General features: G+C 54.6%; 15 protein-coding genes. 4 read left to right on the top strand and 11 right to left on the bottom strand.

The window, feature by feature from the left end; translation table 11 throughout:
• Positions 1-9: 9 nt before the first annotated feature.
• From ACPUC8_RS08995 to ACPUC8_RS08980, 4 genes are all read right to left on the bottom strand, one after another.
• A complete protein-coding gene (locus tag ACPUC8_RS08995; protein ID WP_158649445.1) occupies positions 10-1,233 on the bottom strand; it encodes an O-antigen ligase family protein in 1,224 nt (407 codons plus the stop codon).
• Between the two features lie 407 nt (positions 1,234-1,640).
• Positions 1,641-2,555, bottom strand: a complete 915-nt coding sequence (locus ACPUC8_RS08990) for a substrate-binding domain-containing protein (protein ID WP_494926065.1) — start codon at positions 2,553-2,555, stop codon at positions 1,641-1,643.
• Between the two features lie 74 nt (positions 2,556-2,629).
• Entirely contained in the window at positions 2,630-3,409 is a 780-nt protein-coding gene (locus ACPUC8_RS08985) for a TIM barrel protein (RefSeq protein WP_283229102.1), read from the bottom strand.
• A complete protein-coding gene (locus ACPUC8_RS08980; protein WP_494926064.1) occupies positions 3,409-4,428 on the bottom strand; it encodes a Gfo/Idh/MocA family oxidoreductase in 1,020 nt (339 codons plus the stop codon). Before ACPUC8_RS08980 ends, ACPUC8_RS08985 begins: the two co-directional genes overlap by 1 nt.
• Positions 4,429-4,625: 197 nt before the next feature.
• Here ACPUC8_RS08980 and ACPUC8_RS08975 point away from each other — a divergent pair, with 197 nt between their 5' ends.
• A complete protein-coding gene (locus ACPUC8_RS08975; RefSeq protein ID WP_494926063.1) occupies positions 4,626-6,593 on the top strand; it encodes a sigma-54-dependent Fis family transcriptional regulator in 1,968 nt (655 codons plus the stop codon).
• A gap of 72 nt (positions 6,594-6,665) precedes the next feature.
• Here the strand turns inward: ACPUC8_RS08975 and ACPUC8_RS08970 are convergent, their stop codons facing one another.
• The 4 genes from ACPUC8_RS08970 to ACPUC8_RS08955 form a co-directional block, all read right to left on the bottom strand.
• Positions 6,666-7,343, bottom strand: coding sequence for an SDR family NAD(P)-dependent oxidoreductase (locus ACPUC8_RS08970; RefSeq protein WP_494926062.1), 678 nt, complete (start codon positions 7,341-7,343; stop codon positions 6,666-6,668).
• A gap of 2 nt (positions 7,344-7,345) precedes the next feature.
• Positions 7,346-8,527, bottom strand: a complete 1,182-nt coding sequence (locus ACPUC8_RS08965; protein ID WP_494926061.1) for a sialidase family protein — start codon at positions 8,525-8,527, stop codon at positions 7,346-7,348.
• 1 nt (position 8,528) lies between these two features.
• Positions 8,529-9,950 carry a sodium:solute symporter family protein gene (locus ACPUC8_RS08960; protein WP_494926060.1) on the bottom strand — a complete coding sequence of 474 codons (1,422 nt, stop codon included), beginning with the start codon at positions 9,948-9,950 and terminating at the stop codon, positions 8,529-8,531.
• Between the two features lie 377 nt (positions 9,951-10,327).
• Positions 10,328-11,236 carry a LysR family transcriptional regulator gene (locus ACPUC8_RS08955; RefSeq protein WP_058970591.1) on the bottom strand — a complete coding sequence of 303 codons (909 nt, stop codon included), beginning with the start codon at positions 11,234-11,236 and terminating at the stop codon, positions 10,328-10,330.
• An 85-nt stretch (positions 11,237-11,321) separates the two neighbouring features.
• On the opposite strand from ACPUC8_RS08955, the gene ACPUC8_RS08950 reads away from it, so the two are divergent.
• On the top strand, positions 11,322-12,392 hold the full coding sequence (locus tag ACPUC8_RS08950) for a tartrate dehydrogenase (RefSeq protein ID WP_039335944.1): 1,071 nt from the start codon (positions 11,322-11,324) through the stop codon (positions 12,390-12,392).
• Positions 12,393-12,488: 96 nt separating this feature from the next.
• On the opposite strand, the gene ACPUC8_RS08945 is transcribed toward ACPUC8_RS08950, so the two are convergent.
• From ACPUC8_RS08945 to ACPUC8_RS08935, 3 genes are read right to left on the bottom strand one after another with little or no spacing between them, the layout of a single operon-like run.
• Positions 12,489-13,304 carry a carbohydrate ABC transporter permease gene (locus ACPUC8_RS08945; RefSeq protein WP_494926059.1) on the bottom strand — a complete coding sequence of 272 codons (816 nt, stop codon included), beginning with the start codon at positions 13,302-13,304 and terminating at the stop codon, positions 12,489-12,491.
• Complete coding sequence (locus ACPUC8_RS08940; RefSeq protein ID WP_039335940.1) at positions 13,304-14,176, bottom strand: carbohydrate ABC transporter permease; 873 nt, start codon at positions 14,174-14,176, stop codon at positions 13,304-13,306. Before ACPUC8_RS08940 ends, ACPUC8_RS08945 begins: the two co-directional genes overlap by 1 nt.
• 58 nt (positions 14,177-14,234) lie before the next feature.
• The gene (locus ACPUC8_RS08935; RefSeq protein WP_039335946.1) at positions 14,235-15,575 is read right to left on the bottom strand and encodes an ABC transporter substrate-binding protein; all 1,341 of its coding nucleotides are present in this window, start codon (positions 15,573-15,575) and stop codon (positions 14,235-14,237) included.
• 519 nt (positions 15,576-16,094) lie between these two features.
• Between ACPUC8_RS08935 and ACPUC8_RS08930 the strand changes: the two genes are divergently transcribed.
• Positions 16,095-16,694: a GNAT family N-acetyltransferase gene (locus ACPUC8_RS08930; protein WP_039335938.1), complete on the top strand. Its 600-nt coding sequence runs from the start codon at positions 16,095-16,097 to the stop codon at positions 16,692-16,694.
• 12 nt (positions 16,695-16,706) lie between these two features.
• Positions 16,707-17,798, top strand: a complete 1,092-nt coding sequence (locus tag ACPUC8_RS08925; protein WP_039335936.1) for an ABC transporter ATP-binding protein — start codon at positions 16,707-16,709, stop codon at positions 17,796-17,798.
• The last annotated feature ends 109 nt before the right edge of the window (positions 17,799-17,907 follow it).

The following is a 17,907-nucleotide window of genomic DNA, read 5'->3' as shown; positions in this document are numbered from 1 at the left end:
AAGCTCCCGTTAAGGAGCTTTTTTATTACCCTCTGCGTTCTCAATCAGCGACAGCAACACCACTAATACACCGAACATGGCGATAAACTCGACTGAGGTTAGCAATACATCGGTCATACCATATAACAGCATGGCAACGCTGGCTATGGCCAATGGCGTGATGGTTTGATGAGATCTTATTTCAACCACGATAAGAGTGAAAAAGAAATACAACAACATCAAGACACCCACCACACCAAATAATGAAGCGAATTGAATAAACTCATTATGCAGATGAACATTAATATAAATTAACGCCCAGGAATCCGATTGATGATGTTCATCAAGGTAGGTGGTAATGAATTTATTACGCTGATCCTGCGTCTGACCTAATGGTGCATGTTCAAAGGCCAGAATGCCGGTTTTCCACATGGTAAAGCGCGATCCCAGCGATGTTTTGTCATTGCCCTGCTGATAATCCGTGTACTCCGTCACGGTCGTATCAACACGGGTTTCAATCAGTTTATAGCTAAGGCCTACCGCTAACAGCAGCAATAGCGCTACACACCCTATGAATTTCACATTACGTGTCACCGCAAAGAGTCTCACTGTCATGTAAGCAAGGAATAAAGTATGGATGGCCATAGCCGAGCGCGTTTGCGTCAGCATAATCACGTACAGTGAAATGATCGAAACGAACAGGAAAAAGGCTTTCTTTAGCTTGCTGTCAGGCATTCTCAATATCAGTGATATTAACGCCAGCATCACGATAGAGTAGGCATAGGCCGTCATTGTTGCGCGGTTAATGCCGAGCACAATGCGCTCATCGGTGGTTATCGATTGGAAGATCGCAAAGCAACTTGAGGTGATAAATGCCAGGGATAAAGAGAGAAAAGCATAGCGCACAGCCAATTTTTTGTTCAGCGACCCAGTGCGGAAGCAGTGCATCATGTACACCATAATAAGCCAGGCAAGGATAAATCGCTTCCCAGCGGTATAATACAAGCCATCTACGGTATGCATGACATATTGGAAGTATATTGACCACCCAACGTAAATCACACCCAGCAATAATATCGCCAGAGCTTTTTTATCCGTTAGCTTAACCTTCTTTCTTTGCCATAATTCAATAACTACACCAGCCAATGAAAAATAAGCACAATAATAAAATAATACCCGCCCCCCTTTCTCATACAGAAACGCAACGGGAAGCATACAAAAAAGTGCGGCAAAAGCCAGCCAAGGCAGCGCCATGCCAAGATTTTTTCTCTTCATTACTGGTGATAATATACTCAAAATTCGCTTAGCCTCAGTAACCTTTACTCTCAAAATGACCGATGGAACATTAAGTATAATCCTAAATACTTTATTTATGATTTTTACTTACTGTCACTCATCCTCACGTTTTGATGCCTCTCAAAGTAGGAATAACCCCTGTCTCTGATTCATTCAACGATAATATCGCCAATGCGCTGCTGATAATGCCGCACTGATTGTTCAACGTCCAGCAGTCAACGGCTTATTTACTTCGCCTCATCAACGTTAAATTGGATCCGTTAATGGATTATGGGGCGGTACATAGAGGGGAGTTGGCTTACAGGGAGTGAGGATGAGGTGGAGAAGAAATTCCCCTCTTGCATGATGAAGAGGGGATAAGCGCATTAATTCGCAGCAAACTGCGCGTAGTTATCCTGAGTAATGGTTTTGTACGGTACCCAGTTGTACTCCTGCACTTTCTGCTTATCCAGCAGCGCCTTGGTGACCTGAACCGCGCCGGTTGCCTGGCCTTTGGCATCCTGGAAGATGGTCAGGGTCATTTTGCCGTTTTTCACAAACTGCTGACCATCAGGCGTGCCATCGATACCCGCTACCAGAATTTTTTCATTCTTCGCCTGGCTGAGTGCCATGATGGCACCGATCGCCATTTCATCGTTGTTGGCGGCGATAGCATCAATCGGACGCTGGTTCAGCAACCAGCTCGACACCACATCCACCGCTTCATTGCGCTGCCATTTGGCGCTCTGCTTCTCAATCACTTTCATATCTTTGTATTTGGCGATGACCGCTTCGACCGCTTTGGTGCGTTCACGCGCTTCCTCGTTCGACAACGCACCCATTAAAATCGCCACGTTACCCTTGTAGTTCATCTTCTTCGCCAGTGCTTCCATCTGCATCTCGCCGCCCAGCGCCGAATCGGAACCGACATAAGCCATGTCACCTGGCAACTTCACTTCCGGCTTACGATTGACAAAAATCAGAGGGATATTGGCGTTTTTCGCTGCGGTAATCATCGGCAACACGCCCTGGGTGTCCACGGGGTTGAGGATAATGGCGTCAACGCCCTGGTTGATAAAGTCATCAACCTGCTGCACCTGCAACGCCACATCGCCTTTGGCATCGACAAACTGGCCGTTAAGTTGGTTAGCCTTCAGCTCTTCCTGCATCTGGGTACGCAGGATGGAGACGAAGTTAAGATCGAAATTAGCCAGGGCGACGCCAACGGTGAAGGTTTTCGCACTGACGCTCAGACTCAGTAACAACGAGCACAGGCACAGCATGATGTTTCTGATATTCATGGGTTCATTCCTGTAGGGTTGAGGTTTTATTGTTATGACGCCGGGCAACAGGCAAATACCCGGCGGTAGAACGCTTAAATCGTGAAGTGATCGCGGAACTGTTGCAGTGCGAGCGTGCTATCACCGCTGGCCCAGCCCTCCATCGCGACAGTGCCGGTATAGCCCACCTCGTGCAGCGCACGGGCGATGGCGCGGTAGTTGATTTCACCGGTACCGGGCTGTTGACGCCCCGGCACATCCGCCACCTGAATTTCACCGATGGCCGTACCGCAGCGGCGAATCAGCTCGATGAGATTTCCTTCACCAATCTGCGCGTGGTAGAGATCGAGGTTCATTTTTAGCGCCGGACTGTTGACGGCTTCCACCAGCGCACGCGTGTCGGCGGCCAGCGCAAACGGCGTGCCGGGATGATCAACAGGCAGATTCAGGTTTTCCAGCGTGAATACGCGTCCGGCGCGCTCGCCCAGCTGTGCCACTTTGCGCAGCGTCTCGACGGCTTTGAGCCACATCTCCCCCGTGACAATCTCCACGGGTTTCACCGGTAAACCTTTGTCATCCAGACCGGTGCCGTGCAGGTTCAGCCCTGGACAATTAAGCCGCTCAGCCACAGCCAGCGAGGTTTCCGCGCTCTGCAGCAACTGCTGAATCTCGCTGTCATCGGTCAGGTTACCGGTGAGGTAGCCGGTCATAGAGGTGAAGCGCGCCCCGGTCGCCACCAGCGCATCAATGTCTTTATTGGCCCAGCCCCAAATTTCGACGCCAAATCCAAGCTCATGAATGCGTTTTACACGCTCGATAAATGGCAGATCGAGAAACACCATTTCGGCACAGACAGAGAGTTGATAGGTCGCCATTAGCGCGCTCCTAAGGTAACAGGCAGGTTCTGTTTGACGGACTCGATACAGGCCAGCGCAATCGCCAGCGCATTGCGCGCATCTGCGCCGGTGGCGCGTGGTATTTCTCCGGTGCGAATACAGCGTGCGAACTCGGCCATCTCCGCCACATAGGCTTCACGCAGCAGATCGGAATCCATTCTCGAGGTATCGATGGCAATACCGTCGGCGTGGTAGCGCACGCAGTGGTTGGCGTTGATATGGCCGGCCTGCAACATGCCTTTGCTGCCAAATACTTCACCGCGCACATCGTAGCCGTACACCGCCTGGAAATTGGCTTCGGCAATGGCAATCGCACCGTTGTCGAAACGAATCGTTACCACGGAGGTATCTAACAGCCCTTTGTCTTTGAAGTCTGGGCGCACCAGCGCATCAGCGATTGCGTACACTTCGACCGGCTTCGCGCCGTGGTTAAAGTGCAGCAGCGTATCGAAATCGTGGATCAGGGTTTCCAGGAAAATAGTCCACTGCGGGATCGGGGCCGGATCGTGCAGCTTCGGATCGCGCGTGACCGAACGGCTCAACTGCGTGGTGCCGTTTTCGCCGGCTTTCACTGCCGCGATGGCGGCCGCAAAGCCGGAATCAAAGCGGCGGTTGAAACCTACCTGCAGCACGACGCCCGCGCTTTTGGCCGCCGCAATCGCGCGATCCGCTTCATCCAGCGTCACCGCCATCGGTTTTTCACAGAACACATGCTTGCCCGCATTGGCCGCGGCGATCACACACTCGGCGTGTGTCCGCGCCGGTGCCGCGATAGCAATGGCATCTATCTCAGGATCCTGCAGCAGCGCATGCAAATCGCTGTACGCTTTGGTCACACCTAATTTGCTGGCCAGTTTCTCTGCGGCACCCGGCAGCGGATCGGCTACGGCAGCCAGGATAGCGCCCGGTACACGATACGCGAGGTTTTCGGCATGGAAGCTGCCCATGCGGCCCGCACCAATCAGGCCAACGCGTACAGGGTCAAGATGATATGTCATGGTTCATTCCTTAGGTTTCTGGATATACCCAATCGGGCCTTGCGATGTCATCAAGACATTGCAAAGCCAATGCCAACCCATATCGCGGTGATTTTGTGAGACAGAACACAGCGTTGGCTCACAAACTGGCAATAAAATTTACATGTCAACTTTGCATGTCAATAAAATGGACATTCCACCGCCAGCAGGAGTGTCCGATGCGTACCATTGAGCGTTTACCCTTTAAAGATGAAAGCGACCCCATATTCAGCCTGCCCAACAGTGCAGAAGTGGGCGAATGGGATACGCTGCTGTGGCAGGGTTGGCACAGTTTTGAACGAGGTGAGCAGCCGCACTGGATGCGGCGAAGCATTTTGCACTCCTGGCAGCGCTCGCAGCAGCGTGCCATCGACCCCACGACCTTTGTTTATACCTCTCCGCCCGGCGAGGAGCTGGCGGCGATCCTGGAACACAATGCCGAGCTGATCCTGGTGGCACGCAACGTGATGGAGAACCTGCTGGCCTACAACCCGGACGGCCATATCAATCTCACTGATGCGCAGGGTGTCACACTGCATTTCTGCGGTTCCGATCTGACACCTGTTGGCAGCATCCTCAGTGAAGAGGTGCTCGGCACCAATTGCACGGCACGCTGCCTAATCGAGCAACGCCTGGTGTATGTGCTGAGCGGGGAGAACTGGAAGATCGATTTACGCAATCGCCACTTTCAATGCGCCGCCGCACCGGTACGTGACGCAAGCGGTCAAATGCTAGGCGTGCTGACACTGACCGCTACGCCGGATAACTTCAATACCCACACGCTGGGTACCGTACAAGCCGCTGCGGAAGCAGTGGGACAGCAACTGACGCTGCGCCGTTTACTGGCCGAGCAGCAGTCGATTCTCGAAACCTTGAATGAAGGCGTGATCGTCTGCGATCGCCACGGTCGCATTAAAACCCTGAACCGCTATGCACGGCAGATTTTCAGCGGCCTCGATCCCGATGCCGGGCCGATCGATGTCCTACTGCAGCCGCAAGGTGGATCGTTACTTACCATGCCGTTTTGCAACGACCGCGAGATGCAGTTCATCCCGGATGGCATCCAGCCCCTCTCCTGCCTGATTTCCCTTATGCCCGCGCCCGATGGCGGTCGCGTGCTCTCTCTGCGTGAGAACCAGCGTATCCGCGCGATCACACGCCGCGTGATGGGGGCCAGCGCCAGCTACACCTTCGAGATGATTCGCGGCCACGCCCCGCTTGTGCAGCAGGCGATTCAGAAAGCGCGCGCCAGCAGCCGCACAGACAGCACAGTGTTGTTAAGCGGTGAAAGCGGTACCGGTAAAGAGTTGTTTGCCCAGGCGATTCACAATGCCAGCCCGCGTCATCAGGAACCGTTTATCGCGCTCAACTGCGGCGCACTGCCACGCGATCTGGTCCAGAGTGAACTGTTTGGCTATGTCGATGGCGCATTTACCGGCTCACGGCGTGGTGGCTCAGCCGGTAAATTCGAACTGGCAGAGGGCGGCACGCTGTTTCTCGATGAGATTGCCGAGATGCCGTTAGAGGCGCAAACCAGTTTGCTGCGCGTCTTACAGGAAGGTGAAGTGGTGCGCATCGGCGCGGCGCATCCGCTGAAAGTGAACGTACGCATCATCGCCGCCACGCACTGCAATCTGCTTGATGCCGTGGAGAAAGGCGCCTTTCGTCGCGATCTCTACTACCGCCTTAACGTTATTTCGCTGGAGATACCGCCACTGCGCCAGCGTCAGGAGGATATTCCAGGATTGGTGAATACCTTTATTGTCGCGCTCTGTACCCGGCTGAAACGCATTGCCCCCCAAATGTCGCCTGAAGCGATGAGCTGTTTGCAGGCGTGGCACTGGCCGGGCAACGTGCGTGAATTGGAGAATCTGGTCGAGCGTATGGTGAACCTGTGTGAAGGGCTGGAGATCGGCAGGCAGGATTTGCCCGAGGAGATGACGCGACGGGCTTCAGTGACCGACACCAGTACATTGACGTCATTGCAGGATAAAGAGCGCCAGCATGTGTTGCAGGTAGTGAGTGAACACAAAGGCAATCTGCGCCAGTCCGCGCAGCTGCTGGGGATTTCCCGCACGGCGCTGTATAACAAATTGAAGTTGTGGCAGGTGGACGTGGCCGCAATAAGAAGTGGATTAGCTTTGTAAATGCGGCCCCAGGCAGCGTTATTGTCAGGCCTGGAGGCCGCCCCTACGAACACCCGCATCTATGAACAATAGTTACAACGACGCCCCACCGCATATCACCAATTCCTGCCCGGTGATGGCGTCAGCAGCCGGCGACAGCACAAAGCCTGCCAGTGCAGCGACCTCTTCTGGTTTGATATAGCGCCCCATCGGCGGCAGCTTGGGCGGTGAGCTGGCACGCCCCGGTTGCAGCAGCATCGGCGTTTCGGTGGCGCCCGGCGCAATCACATTCACTGTAATACCTTGCGGCGCTAGCTCTGCCGCCCAGCTGCGTGCCATTCCCACCATCGCCGCTTTGGTACTGACATACTGACTGCGATTGGCTGCACCGCGTGACGTTCGACTGCCGATCAGCACAATACGATCGCCCTGTGTCATCTGTGGCTGCAAGGCATTCGCCATGATTTGCGCCACCTGCACATGCAGATACCACAAGCGAGCACTCTGCTCTTCATCCAGATCGCCAAGCGGTGCCGCCGCCATCATCCCCGCCGCATGCACCAGTGCGTTGACCTTCGGCAGTGCGGCCAACGCCTGTTTCAGCAGGTTGGCATCAAACAGATCGACGCTCACCGAGGTAAAGGCGGGGTGATCTTTTTTCACCGGCGTGCGGCTGAAACCCGTCACCTGCCAGCCTTGCGCCAGCAAGTGATCGGCAATCGCCGCGCCGATGCCGGAACTGACACCGGTAACCAGCGCGTGTCGACTCATGCTTATCCCCTCACCCATGCTTCGTTGACGCGCACATATTTAATCGCCTGACGGAAATAGGTATAGGCGATGTGCAGCGCACCGTCTTCGCTCTGTTTGATACTGGGGTAGGAGAACTCGCGGTTCAGCTTCTGCTGTGAGTTATTGGTCATGCAGTAGCCATCCCCCTCGTCGAGGTTGCGCTGCCACGGCCAGCTTTTACCGCCATCGGTAGAGATCGCCAGCGTCATCGGCGCGCGCGGCGCCCCCCAAAATGCCGTGCGCCCGGTGTGCACCACCGGTTCCGCCGCCACCGCCACATCGTCATCCTCGTCTTCAATTTCATCGTACAACGACAGACGGCGCTCGCTGGCATCTTTGGCGCTCATCGCATTGAACACCAGTGCCAGATGACCGTTGTTCAGCGTGGTGACCTGAATCGAAGAGTTGTTATTAGGCAGTTCGGTCGCCAGCGGCGCACTCCAGCTCTCTCCGCCGTCAACGGAGCGGCTTTGGTAGATAAAATCTGCCCAACGGCTGCGATACAGCGCTAACAGGCTGCCATCCTGCAACAATGTGATATTCATGTGTACACAGCCCAGACTCTCCGGCACCGCGACATCACGCCAGCTTTTCCCTTTATCACTGGAGATCTTCACCGCGCTGATATCGTCATTCCCTACCCACTTCACGCCCGGCTGGGTGCGGCAATAAAACACCGGCAGCAACCAGTTGCCATTCGGCAGCACCACAATCGGCTGGCGAATAAAGGTGCCAGGCTGATCGAGCAGCGTTTCAATGGCACTCCAGCTGCGGCCAAAATCGCGAGACTGACGATAACGCACAATGGCGGTGTCCTGATTACCCGACTTCTGGGCAGTCCAAAGCAGCCACAGCACCTGATCGGGATCGAGGAACAGCACCGGATTTTGCTCCGAACGGGTGGAATCATCAGAGAGTTTTTCTGCTTCGCTCCACTGCGTACTGCCCTTCTCCAGACGCGAGCACCACACCGAAATATCCGCGATCCCCTCCTGAGTGCCACCAAACCAGACGCACAGCAGATCGCCGTTCGGCAGGGGCAGCAAATTCGCAGCATGGTTCTGCGGACAGACCGAAGGCAGCATGGCCGTCAGCTGCTGTGCATCCTGGGCGTGTGGATGAAGGTTACCGTTACGTTCTACGGTAATCGTTGAATCGGTCATATCAGGCTCCACTGTTTTGCATTGACGATTTTGGGGCTTTTTTCTCAAGCGCCTGGCGCGAGGGGATCAAACGGTCAATCACCATGATCACCGCAGGCGTAATCAGCGCAACGTACATGTTATTGATGCCGAACGGATCACCCAGCAGGTACCAGACCGAAGTCACCACGCAGGCACCAATCAGGCCCGCATTGGCACCGCGCGTGCTTTTATAGAACGGCAGGTAGAAAGCGATAATGGCGACAACCGAGATCGACAGGCGAATCGCGCGAGTAAAGAAGGATAACTTCAATACTTCCGGCACAAACAGCACAAAGATCAGCGGTAAGAAACCAATCAGCAGCGATAACCAGCGTGTCATACGGAACTCACGTTCTGGCGTAGGGTTGCGGTAAGGCACGTAGAAATCTTTCACCACCAGCGAGGCAATCGCCAACGCCACGGTGCTCACGCTGACAAAGATTGATGCCACCAGCGAGGTCGTCACAATCCCTGCCAGCCATGGGCTCATATCCTGCAGGAACACCGGCAGCGCATAGAGGCTCTTAATATCCGGATGCAGGTACTTAGCCGCCACGCCAATCAGTGCAATGGCGATGGCAATCGGCATACAGAAGAAGAAGGCGACCCAAGTGGCGCGTTTGGCAGACTCCGCGCTTTTGGTGGAGGCAATCGCCTGAATCACGAACTGGGTGCAGAAGATCGAGCCGATAGTGCCAATCATCCACGCGAAGATAGTGCTGGCACCGACATTGCCATCCCAGGTCCAGTAGAAGTGCGGCATATCCTTGATCATCGGCTTAACACCGCCGGTCATGTGCAGCGCCACACCGAGAATGATCAGAATGCCGATATATTTCAGTCCGCTGTGCAACAACGTAACCCAGGCAATGCCCTTCATGCCGCCAAACATAAAATAGAAAGTACTGACGATCGCGGTGATCACCGCCGCCGTGGTGAGATCCAGGTTTAACACCGTGGAGATCGCCGCCGCGCCGCTCACATAGTTACCGACGTTCACCAGCAGCAGCGCGTAGATCATAATGATCGAGATAATATTTTTGGTCGAGGTACCGTAGCGCTCGGCAATCGCGCCTGAAATGGTGATTTTTCCGGTGTTGTAAATGCGCTTCACCAGCAGGAAACCAAACAACGGGAAGCCAATAGCGGCACCAATCACGGACCAGGACGCGGCAAAACCGTCTTCAAAAGCGGCTTGCGCCGTACCGATCGTGGATTTCGCGCCGATATATTCTGACATCAGCATTACGCCCACCACAAAAGCCGGCATCACGTTGGATCCCGCCATAAAGTCGCCGCTGTTTTTACTGCGCAGACGCCAGGTCAGCCAGGTGGTAAACAGAATGTACGCGATGACAATCCCGACAATAATCATCATCCCTTCTGCAGAGAATTGTTTCATTTTAGCCTCATCGATAACGTAGGGTCGTGGCAGGCGCTGGGCTTAACGCATGCCGTTAATGAGGTCGCCAACTTTGTTATTTTATACCTTTCATACTTCAAGCTGCAGGTGCGTTGGCTACGTGCATTCACCTCAGTCACTTACTTCAGTAAGCTCCTGAGGATTCATGCACTTGCCGCCTTCCTGAAGCTCGAATTATTTTGGGTATAGTGTCTTTGCACTCTGGCCACCCCCTGCTTTATTTTGTGATTCATTTCACTCACCGCAGAATGAATTCACGCACAAGCAGGGCAATTTATAGGCTAAATGAAGTAATATTTGTTTGATCATGCTCACAAACAGTCAATGATGATTATAAATAATCAAAATCAACTTAACTATTTCAGCGCGGACTGCAAAAAGTCGACAAAGGCGCTAATGCGAGCGGGCAACTGGCGCTGTGGCTGCCACACGGCAAAAATATCACCGTCCACCGCGCTCCATTCAGGCAGCACATGCAGCAGTTCCCCGCGCTCAATGCTGTGCTGAGCGTCCCACCAGGAACGCAGCAGAATACCGTGTCCATCCATCGCCAATTGCACCGCCACCTCACCATCGTTGGTGATCAGACTGCCGTGCACCTTTTGCGTCAACTGCTGCTCGCCGTTGCTCAAACGCCACAGGGCAAAATCACTCTCATACTGACGCAGTAAAATACAGTTGTGTTGTGACAGAGCAGCAATATTCTCAGGCAGCCCATAGCGTTCGGCATAGATGGGCGCGCAGCATAACACGCGCGGATTGGTGCGCAACTTACGCGCCATCAGCCGTGCATCGGGCGGCTCGCCAATGCGGATATCGATATCAATGTGCGCATCAAGGAAATTGAGTGGCTGGCTGCTGAGTTGCAGGGATAAGGAGACTTCAGGATGCAGCGCGGCAAAACGTGAGACGCAAGGCGCCACGTGGCGTCGGCCAAAGCCGAACGAGGCGTTGATGTTGAGCGAACCGCGCAGCACCGCAGTCTGACTGCTGACCGCTTCTTCCAGCTCTGCCAGCTGATCCAGCAACGGTCGCGCCCCTTCCAGATAGCGCTTGCCCTCGGCGGTCAGTTCCAGCCGTCGCGTAGTGCGCCGCAGCAGTTGAACGCCCAGCCGCTGTTCCAGTTGGCTCAGGCGTTTACTGACCGCAGGCAGCGACAGGCCCAGTTCCCGCGCCGCAGCGGTTAAGCTCTCCAGCGTTGCCACCCGGACAAAGAAGGCCAGATCGTCGGTTGAAGTGCGCGATTCTCTACTTTTATTCAACATTGGCTTGCCGCTCAGGCTAATTATTTCCCAGTGATGCATGGTTATACTGCGTTCAGAACATCAACAGCAACCTGCGAGAGACCCTATGAGCGGCAAAACCTATAAAATCGCCGTCATCCCTGGCGATGGCATTGGCAAAGAAGTGATGCCTGAAGGCATCCGTGTAATGGATGCAGCGGCGAAGAAATTCAATATTTCACTGGAGTGGCAGTGGTTTGACTTTGCCAGCGCGGAATACTGGCAGCAGCACGGTAAAATGCTGCCGGATGATTGGTTCGCCACCTTGAGCCAGTTCGATGCCATCTATTTTGGTGCCGTGGGTTGGCCGGATGTCGTGCCCGATCATGTGTCACTGTGGGGCTCGCTGTTGCAGTTCCGCCGCGAGTTCGATCAGTACGTCAATCTACGCCCGGTGCGTTTGATGCCTGGCGTGAAAGCACCGCTGGCGAACCGCCAGCCGGGCGATATCGATTTCTACGTCGTACGCGAAAACACCGAGGGCGAGTACTCGTCCGTGGGCGGCACCATGTTCCCCGGCACCGAGCGTGAAGTGGTGATCCAGGAGACGGTCATGACGCGCACTGGCGTCGATCGTATTCTGAAATTTGCCTACGAGTTAGCGCAAAAGCGTCCGAAAAAACACCTGACATCGGCCACCAAATCCAACGGTATTGCCATCACCATGCCCTATTGGGACAGCCGTGTTGAAGCGATGGCACCGAGCTATCCTGAAGTGAAAGTCGATAAATATCATATCGATATTCTGACCGCGAACTTCGTGCTGCACCCTGACTGGTTTGATGTGGTGGTCGCCAGCAACCTGTTTGGCGATATCCTGTCGGACCTCGGCCCCGCCTGTACGGGTACCATCGGGATTGCACCCTCGGCCAATATCAACCCGGAGGGCAAGTTCCCCAGCCTGTTTGAACCTGTGCACGGTTCTGCGCCCGATATCGCGGGTAAAGGCGTGGCCAACCCGATTGGACAGATTTGGTGTGGCGCGATGATGCTGGAACATCTGGGTTACGCTGAAGCGGGTGCCGCAGTGCTTGATGCGATTGAGCGCACGCTGGCTGCGGGCAATAACCTGACACGCGATCTCGGCGGCAGCGCCTCAACGGAAGCGCTGGGCGTGGCCATAGCGGCTGCGTTGTAACGTTAAAATGCGCGATGAGTCGCGCCGCTACGGTAATGTCGGTTACGGGCGACCTGAAGGCCGCCCCTGACAATGATGGATATTCTGAACGCCCAACTACTTCACTGCCCCTTCTGTCACACCACTAATAAACTTGCGCTGGAACACCAGGAACACCGCCACCAGCGGCATAATCACGATCATCGCGCCTGCCATCAGCACCGGAATGTCGATGGTGTTTTTGTTCTGGAAGAACATCATGCCGATGGGCAAGGTGCGTAGCTCATCTTTGTTGACCAGAATCAGCGGGATAAGAAATTCGTTCCACGTCCAGATAAACAGCAGCAGCGCGAGCGTAGAGAGCGTGGGCCAGATAGCGGGTACCAGAATGCCCCATAGAATTTTGCGGCGTGATGCCCCATCCATCACCGAAGCTTCCACCAGTTCACGCGGCACTTGCTGCAGTGCGGTGGCAATCATCAAGGTGGTAAACGGCAGCGACAGCGCAATTTGCGGCAGGATCAGCGCCAGATAGGTGTTGGTCAGCCCCATCCAGCGCAATTCGTGATACAGCGGAATAATAAAGGCTTCACTCGGCAGCACCATGCCCAGCCCCAGCATCGCTGCGACCACTTTCTTGCCGGGGATCTTCAACCAGGCAAAACCGAATCCCGCCAGAATACCGAGCAGAATACTGCTGATCACCACCGGAATCACCACCAGCACCGAGTTCATGAAGTAGACGTTGAAGTGACCCTGCTGCCAGGCAGTGACATAGTTTTTGAAGTTCAGCGACGAGGGCAGCGTAAACACGCCCTGAAACAAGTCAATCTGGGTTTTGAATGAGGTCATCAGCGCCATCAAAAACGGCAGAATGGTCATCAGCGCGACAATCCAGATCAGCGCGCGAGAGGCTATTGGCGTGCCACGCATCAGTGTCTCTCCCGAATGGCAAAGTGAATTAATGCGTTGATCATCAATACAATCAACATGCTGAACACCGCCACCGCGGAGGCATAGCCAAAGTAGTGCAGGTCGAAGCCCTGCTTATACATAAAGATGTTGGTCACCATGGTTGAGGTGCCAGGCCCGCCTTGCGTCATCACGTAGACCAGGTCGAAAGCCTTGAGGCTGGCAATCACCGTCAACAGCAGCGCAATACGCAGCTCCGGACGCAGCGAGGGCAGCGTAATCCGGATAAATTTCTGACGACGTGAGGAGCCATCTAAATCGGCTGCCTCAAGCAGCGACGGATCCATGCGCTGCAAACCGGCCATAAACAGCACCAGGCAGAAGCCGAAGAAGTACCAGGTCGCCACTAGCCCGACCGCTGGCAGCGCCCAGGTAAAATCGCCCAGCCAGGAGAGTGCCAACTGCGGTAAACCGATAGCGCGCAGAAACTGATCGATGGGGCCAAACGCCGGGTTGTACAACCAGCGCCACACCACGCCCAGCACCGCCATGGGCATGATATACGGCAGGAAAAAGAGGATGCGCAATACGCTACGCTCTTTGGCATTGCGCGTGTCATACAGGAAGCTGCACAGCAGCAGGCCTACGCCAATCGGTAGCAGGGTGTAAAACAGCATCAGCAGCGCATTGTTGCCCAGCGCCACCCAGAACACCGGATCCTGGAACATGCGCATATAGTTGCTAATGCCCGTGAAAATCGGCCAGGAGGTGCCATCCCACTCGGTGAAACTGATGCCAAGCGATGCCAGCAGCGGCAGAAGTAAAAACACCGCGTACACCAGCACGGCGGGCAGAAGATAGAGCGCATTGCGCCAGGCAGATTTGTTCAGCATAACCTTACTCGCTTGCGGGCCTGTTCACGGCCCGGCGTGGTGGCCGGGCCGGACGTCATCAGTGCTTCAGGGTTTTCAGGTAACGTTGGTAGTTGTTATCGAAATTAATGACCATTTGATCCGGCGTCTGCCGTCCTGCCAGCAACAGCTGAACATTCTGATTCAACTCCGCGTTCATGGTCGGCGTGGCCCAGTCAAGATAATGGCCAAGACCATCATGATCGTTGAGGGTCACCCAAACTTGATAGGCTTCAGCCAGCAGTGGGTTGTCCGCTGGGATCTGCGCGTTTTTGCTGGTGCCCGCAGGCAGGAAGCCGACTTTCAACCAGCGGTTAGCCATCTCATCCGAGACGATGTAATCGATGAATTTGGCAGCCGCATCTTGCTGCTCTTTGGTTTTCGCGGTGTTGGTAATCGAGAACGCCAGGTCTGTCCCGCCGACCATCAACGCATGCTGCACTCCCTCGCCCATCGGCATCGCCGCAAAGTGCAGATCTTTGTTGTCTTTAAACTGGCCGAGATACCAGGTACCGCTCACCAGGAAAGCTGACTGACCATTCTGGAACAGCGTGGCGGCATCATCATGCCCAATACCTTCGAAACCCGGGAAGAGGTAGCCTTTGTCTTTCCAGCTCTTCATCATGGTTGCCGCTTTCACCAGCTTATCGTCTTTGAAAGTCCCCCCGACGTCGTAAATCAGATCGTCCAGCGCCTTGCGGTCTTTACTCTCTATTTGCGCTTCCCACAGGGTACTCAGCAACTGCTGCCCCATGTTGCCATCCAGCAGACCAAGCATCATCGGCGGCGTACCCGCTGCTTTCAGCTTCGCCATTGCTGCTTCCAGTTCCGGCAAGGTTTTAGGGACGGCCACACCCGCTTTATCCAACAACGCTTTGTTGTAGTAGAGCCCGACCATTTCACCCAGGCTCGCCACGCCATACAGGTTACCGCTGCCAAAATCCTGCTTATCAGACCAGCGGTTGCGTTTGAGAATCGAGTCCGGGAAGCGTGTGGTCCAGCCGTAGGTCTTGGCGTAATCATCCATCGGCCACAGCAACTTATCTTTCACCAGCGATCCCATATCGCCACCGCCCTGATTGACCTGAGCGATTTGCGGGCCATCACCGGCGGTCAGCGCCAGCTTGAGTGGGATGCGCGTATCTTCAAACGAGTGCACCGAGCGCTGGATCGTGATGCCCGGATTTTTTTGCTGGAACGCCTTAACCGCTTCATCCACCGCTTCGGTCTGCTGCGGATAGTTGTAAATATCCCATTCATTCAGCGTCACCGCCTGGGCCGCCGCCATGGTTGCGCCGAGCACGATCCCGGCTGAAACCAGACGCGACAGGCCGCGCAGTGAGCTTTTCATACGGGACGAACGCTGGGTTGAATCACACATCATGCTCGGTTTCTCCAACAGATGACTGGCATCCCTTCATCTCGACACCTGCCTGTCCTGACAGGTTGATTCAGCTGCAATAACACCGTTAATTCATACTTACTTTATGAACAAAAGAAAGTCAAACATCGCCAATGTGGAATTTTTGCTCTGTGATGCAGTGCAAAAAGTGAGAAGAAAAGCGGCTTAAACAGCAGAGAACCCTGTGTTTTCGTGCAGATATCGCACATTAAACGAGCATCACCCTTGTGCATCAGCATAAACCACCAATACAATTAAACCACTGACATATCATATGAAAATTCTATAGTTATCGAGTCAATCACTGGGCCCTACAGGGACAGGCAGCACGGATTACCGCATAGCGTGGGCGGATGCGGCTATCAAAGCTTCAAAGGTCATAACCGTAAATTAGGGTTGATGTCTGCTTTGTGCGCCAGGTCAATTATTACACCTTGAAAACTAAGTCAGCTTTCTTTACCGTGAAATCTGTTCATCTCCTGACCACAGAGGCACCCCATGACGGCCGAAGGTGTTATTCGTCGCGCGAACGAGGCTGATTTTCCCGCCCTGTCGCGTATTTGCTTAGAAACCGCCAACGCCGGAACCGACGCTACGGCGCTCTACTCGGATCCGGCGCTGCCCGGCCTGCGTTTTGTTATTCCGTACGCGCGCTTTGCACCTGAGTTTGCTTACGTACTGGAACAACAAAGTGAGGTGGTGGGCTATGCCGTCGCTGCACCCGATACGCGCGCATTTGAGGCTGAGCTAAACACATCGTGGTGGCCTCGCCTGCAACAGCAGTACCGCGATTACACGCCTCGCGCCCCGCTGGATAGCAAAGTGCTGGATGCGATTCACCAACCCGATGAAGCCGCAGAACAGCTGGTGAGCCAGTGGCCCGCACATCTGCACATCAACCTGTTGCCCGCGGCACAACAAGGTGGCTGGGGACGTAAATTGATTGAACAGTTGCTGCACGAGCTGCGGGCAGCAGGCGTACCCGGGGTTTACCTTGGTGTCAGCCTGCAAAATGAGAAAGTCTGTGGCTTTTATCAGCGCCTCGGCTTCACGCCGATTCTGCGCAGCAACGCCATCTACATGGGCCAACTACTCTGATTGAGGCACCGCATGACTAGACTGCACCTGCAAAACGTGAAGAAGTCCTATGACCATGTCAACGTCATCCACGGCATCGATCTCACCATTAACAGCGGTGAGTTCGTGGTGTTTGTGGGCCCATCCGGCTGTGGTAAATCAACCCTGTTGCGCATGATTGCCGGGCTGGAAGAGATCAGTGACGGTAAGTTGCTGATTGAAGGTGCAGATATGACTCAGCAACCCGCCACTGAACGCGGGATTGCCATGGTATTTCAGTCTTATGCCCTTTATCCCAACATGACGGTGCGCGGCAATCTGGCTTATCCGCTGGAGGTGATGAAGAAATCCAAAGCTGAGATTGAGCAGGCGATTAACAAGACGGCAGCGAGCCTGCACCTGACTGAACTGCTGGACCGTCTGCCGCGCGCCCTCTCTGGCGGCCAACGCCAGCGTGTCGCCATTGGTCGCGCCATTATTCGTCATCCGCGTATTTTCCTGTTCGATGAACCGCTGTCGAATCTGGATGCGGAGCTGCGTTTACAGATGCGCATTGAAATCGCGCGCCTGCATAGCTCGCTGGGTAATACCATGATTTACGTTACACACGATCAGTTGGAAGCGATGACCTTAGCCGATCGCATCGTGGTGCTGCGCCAGGGCCGCATCGAGCAAGTAGGTGCGCCGATGGCGCTGTATCACGATCCTGATAACCTGTTCGTCGCCGGATTTATCGGTTCACCAAAGATGAACTTCCTGCAGGCAGAAGTCGCGGCAGTTGCGCCTGGTGCGGTGCAGTTGCGCGTGCCCGCCTTGGGCATTCACTCGCTGACCATGAAGATTGATGCCGCTTGCCGCGAGGGGCAAAAGGTCACGCTTGGCGTGCGTCCGGAGCATTTTGCACCGGCCAGCCACAACGCTGAGGCCCTGAGCTTTAGCGCCGATTTGTCCTTTAGCGAGATGCTAGGGCACACCAATTACCTCTATCTTGATATTGGCGAAGAGAAGTTATTGGTCATTGAGGAGCGTAACGCGGCGGAGCATGAGATTGGCGAACGTGTGAGTTATCAGATTTGCGCTGAGCGCGGCATGCTGTTTGATGAGCAGGGATTGCGGTTGCGTTGATGTTCTCCGGTGCGCATGAAGGTACAACCGGGCACATGGGTAACAGATCAGACCGGGCACATAGGTAACACTTTTGTGCTCAGTCGATTCGAATAATACTTTTTTCTGC

It is taken from the genome of Pantoea sp. CFCC18177 (assembly GCF_059412425.1).
The sequence above is the reverse complement of the archived record's forward strand: the minus strand, read 5'-3'. Positions and strand labels throughout refer to the sequence as shown.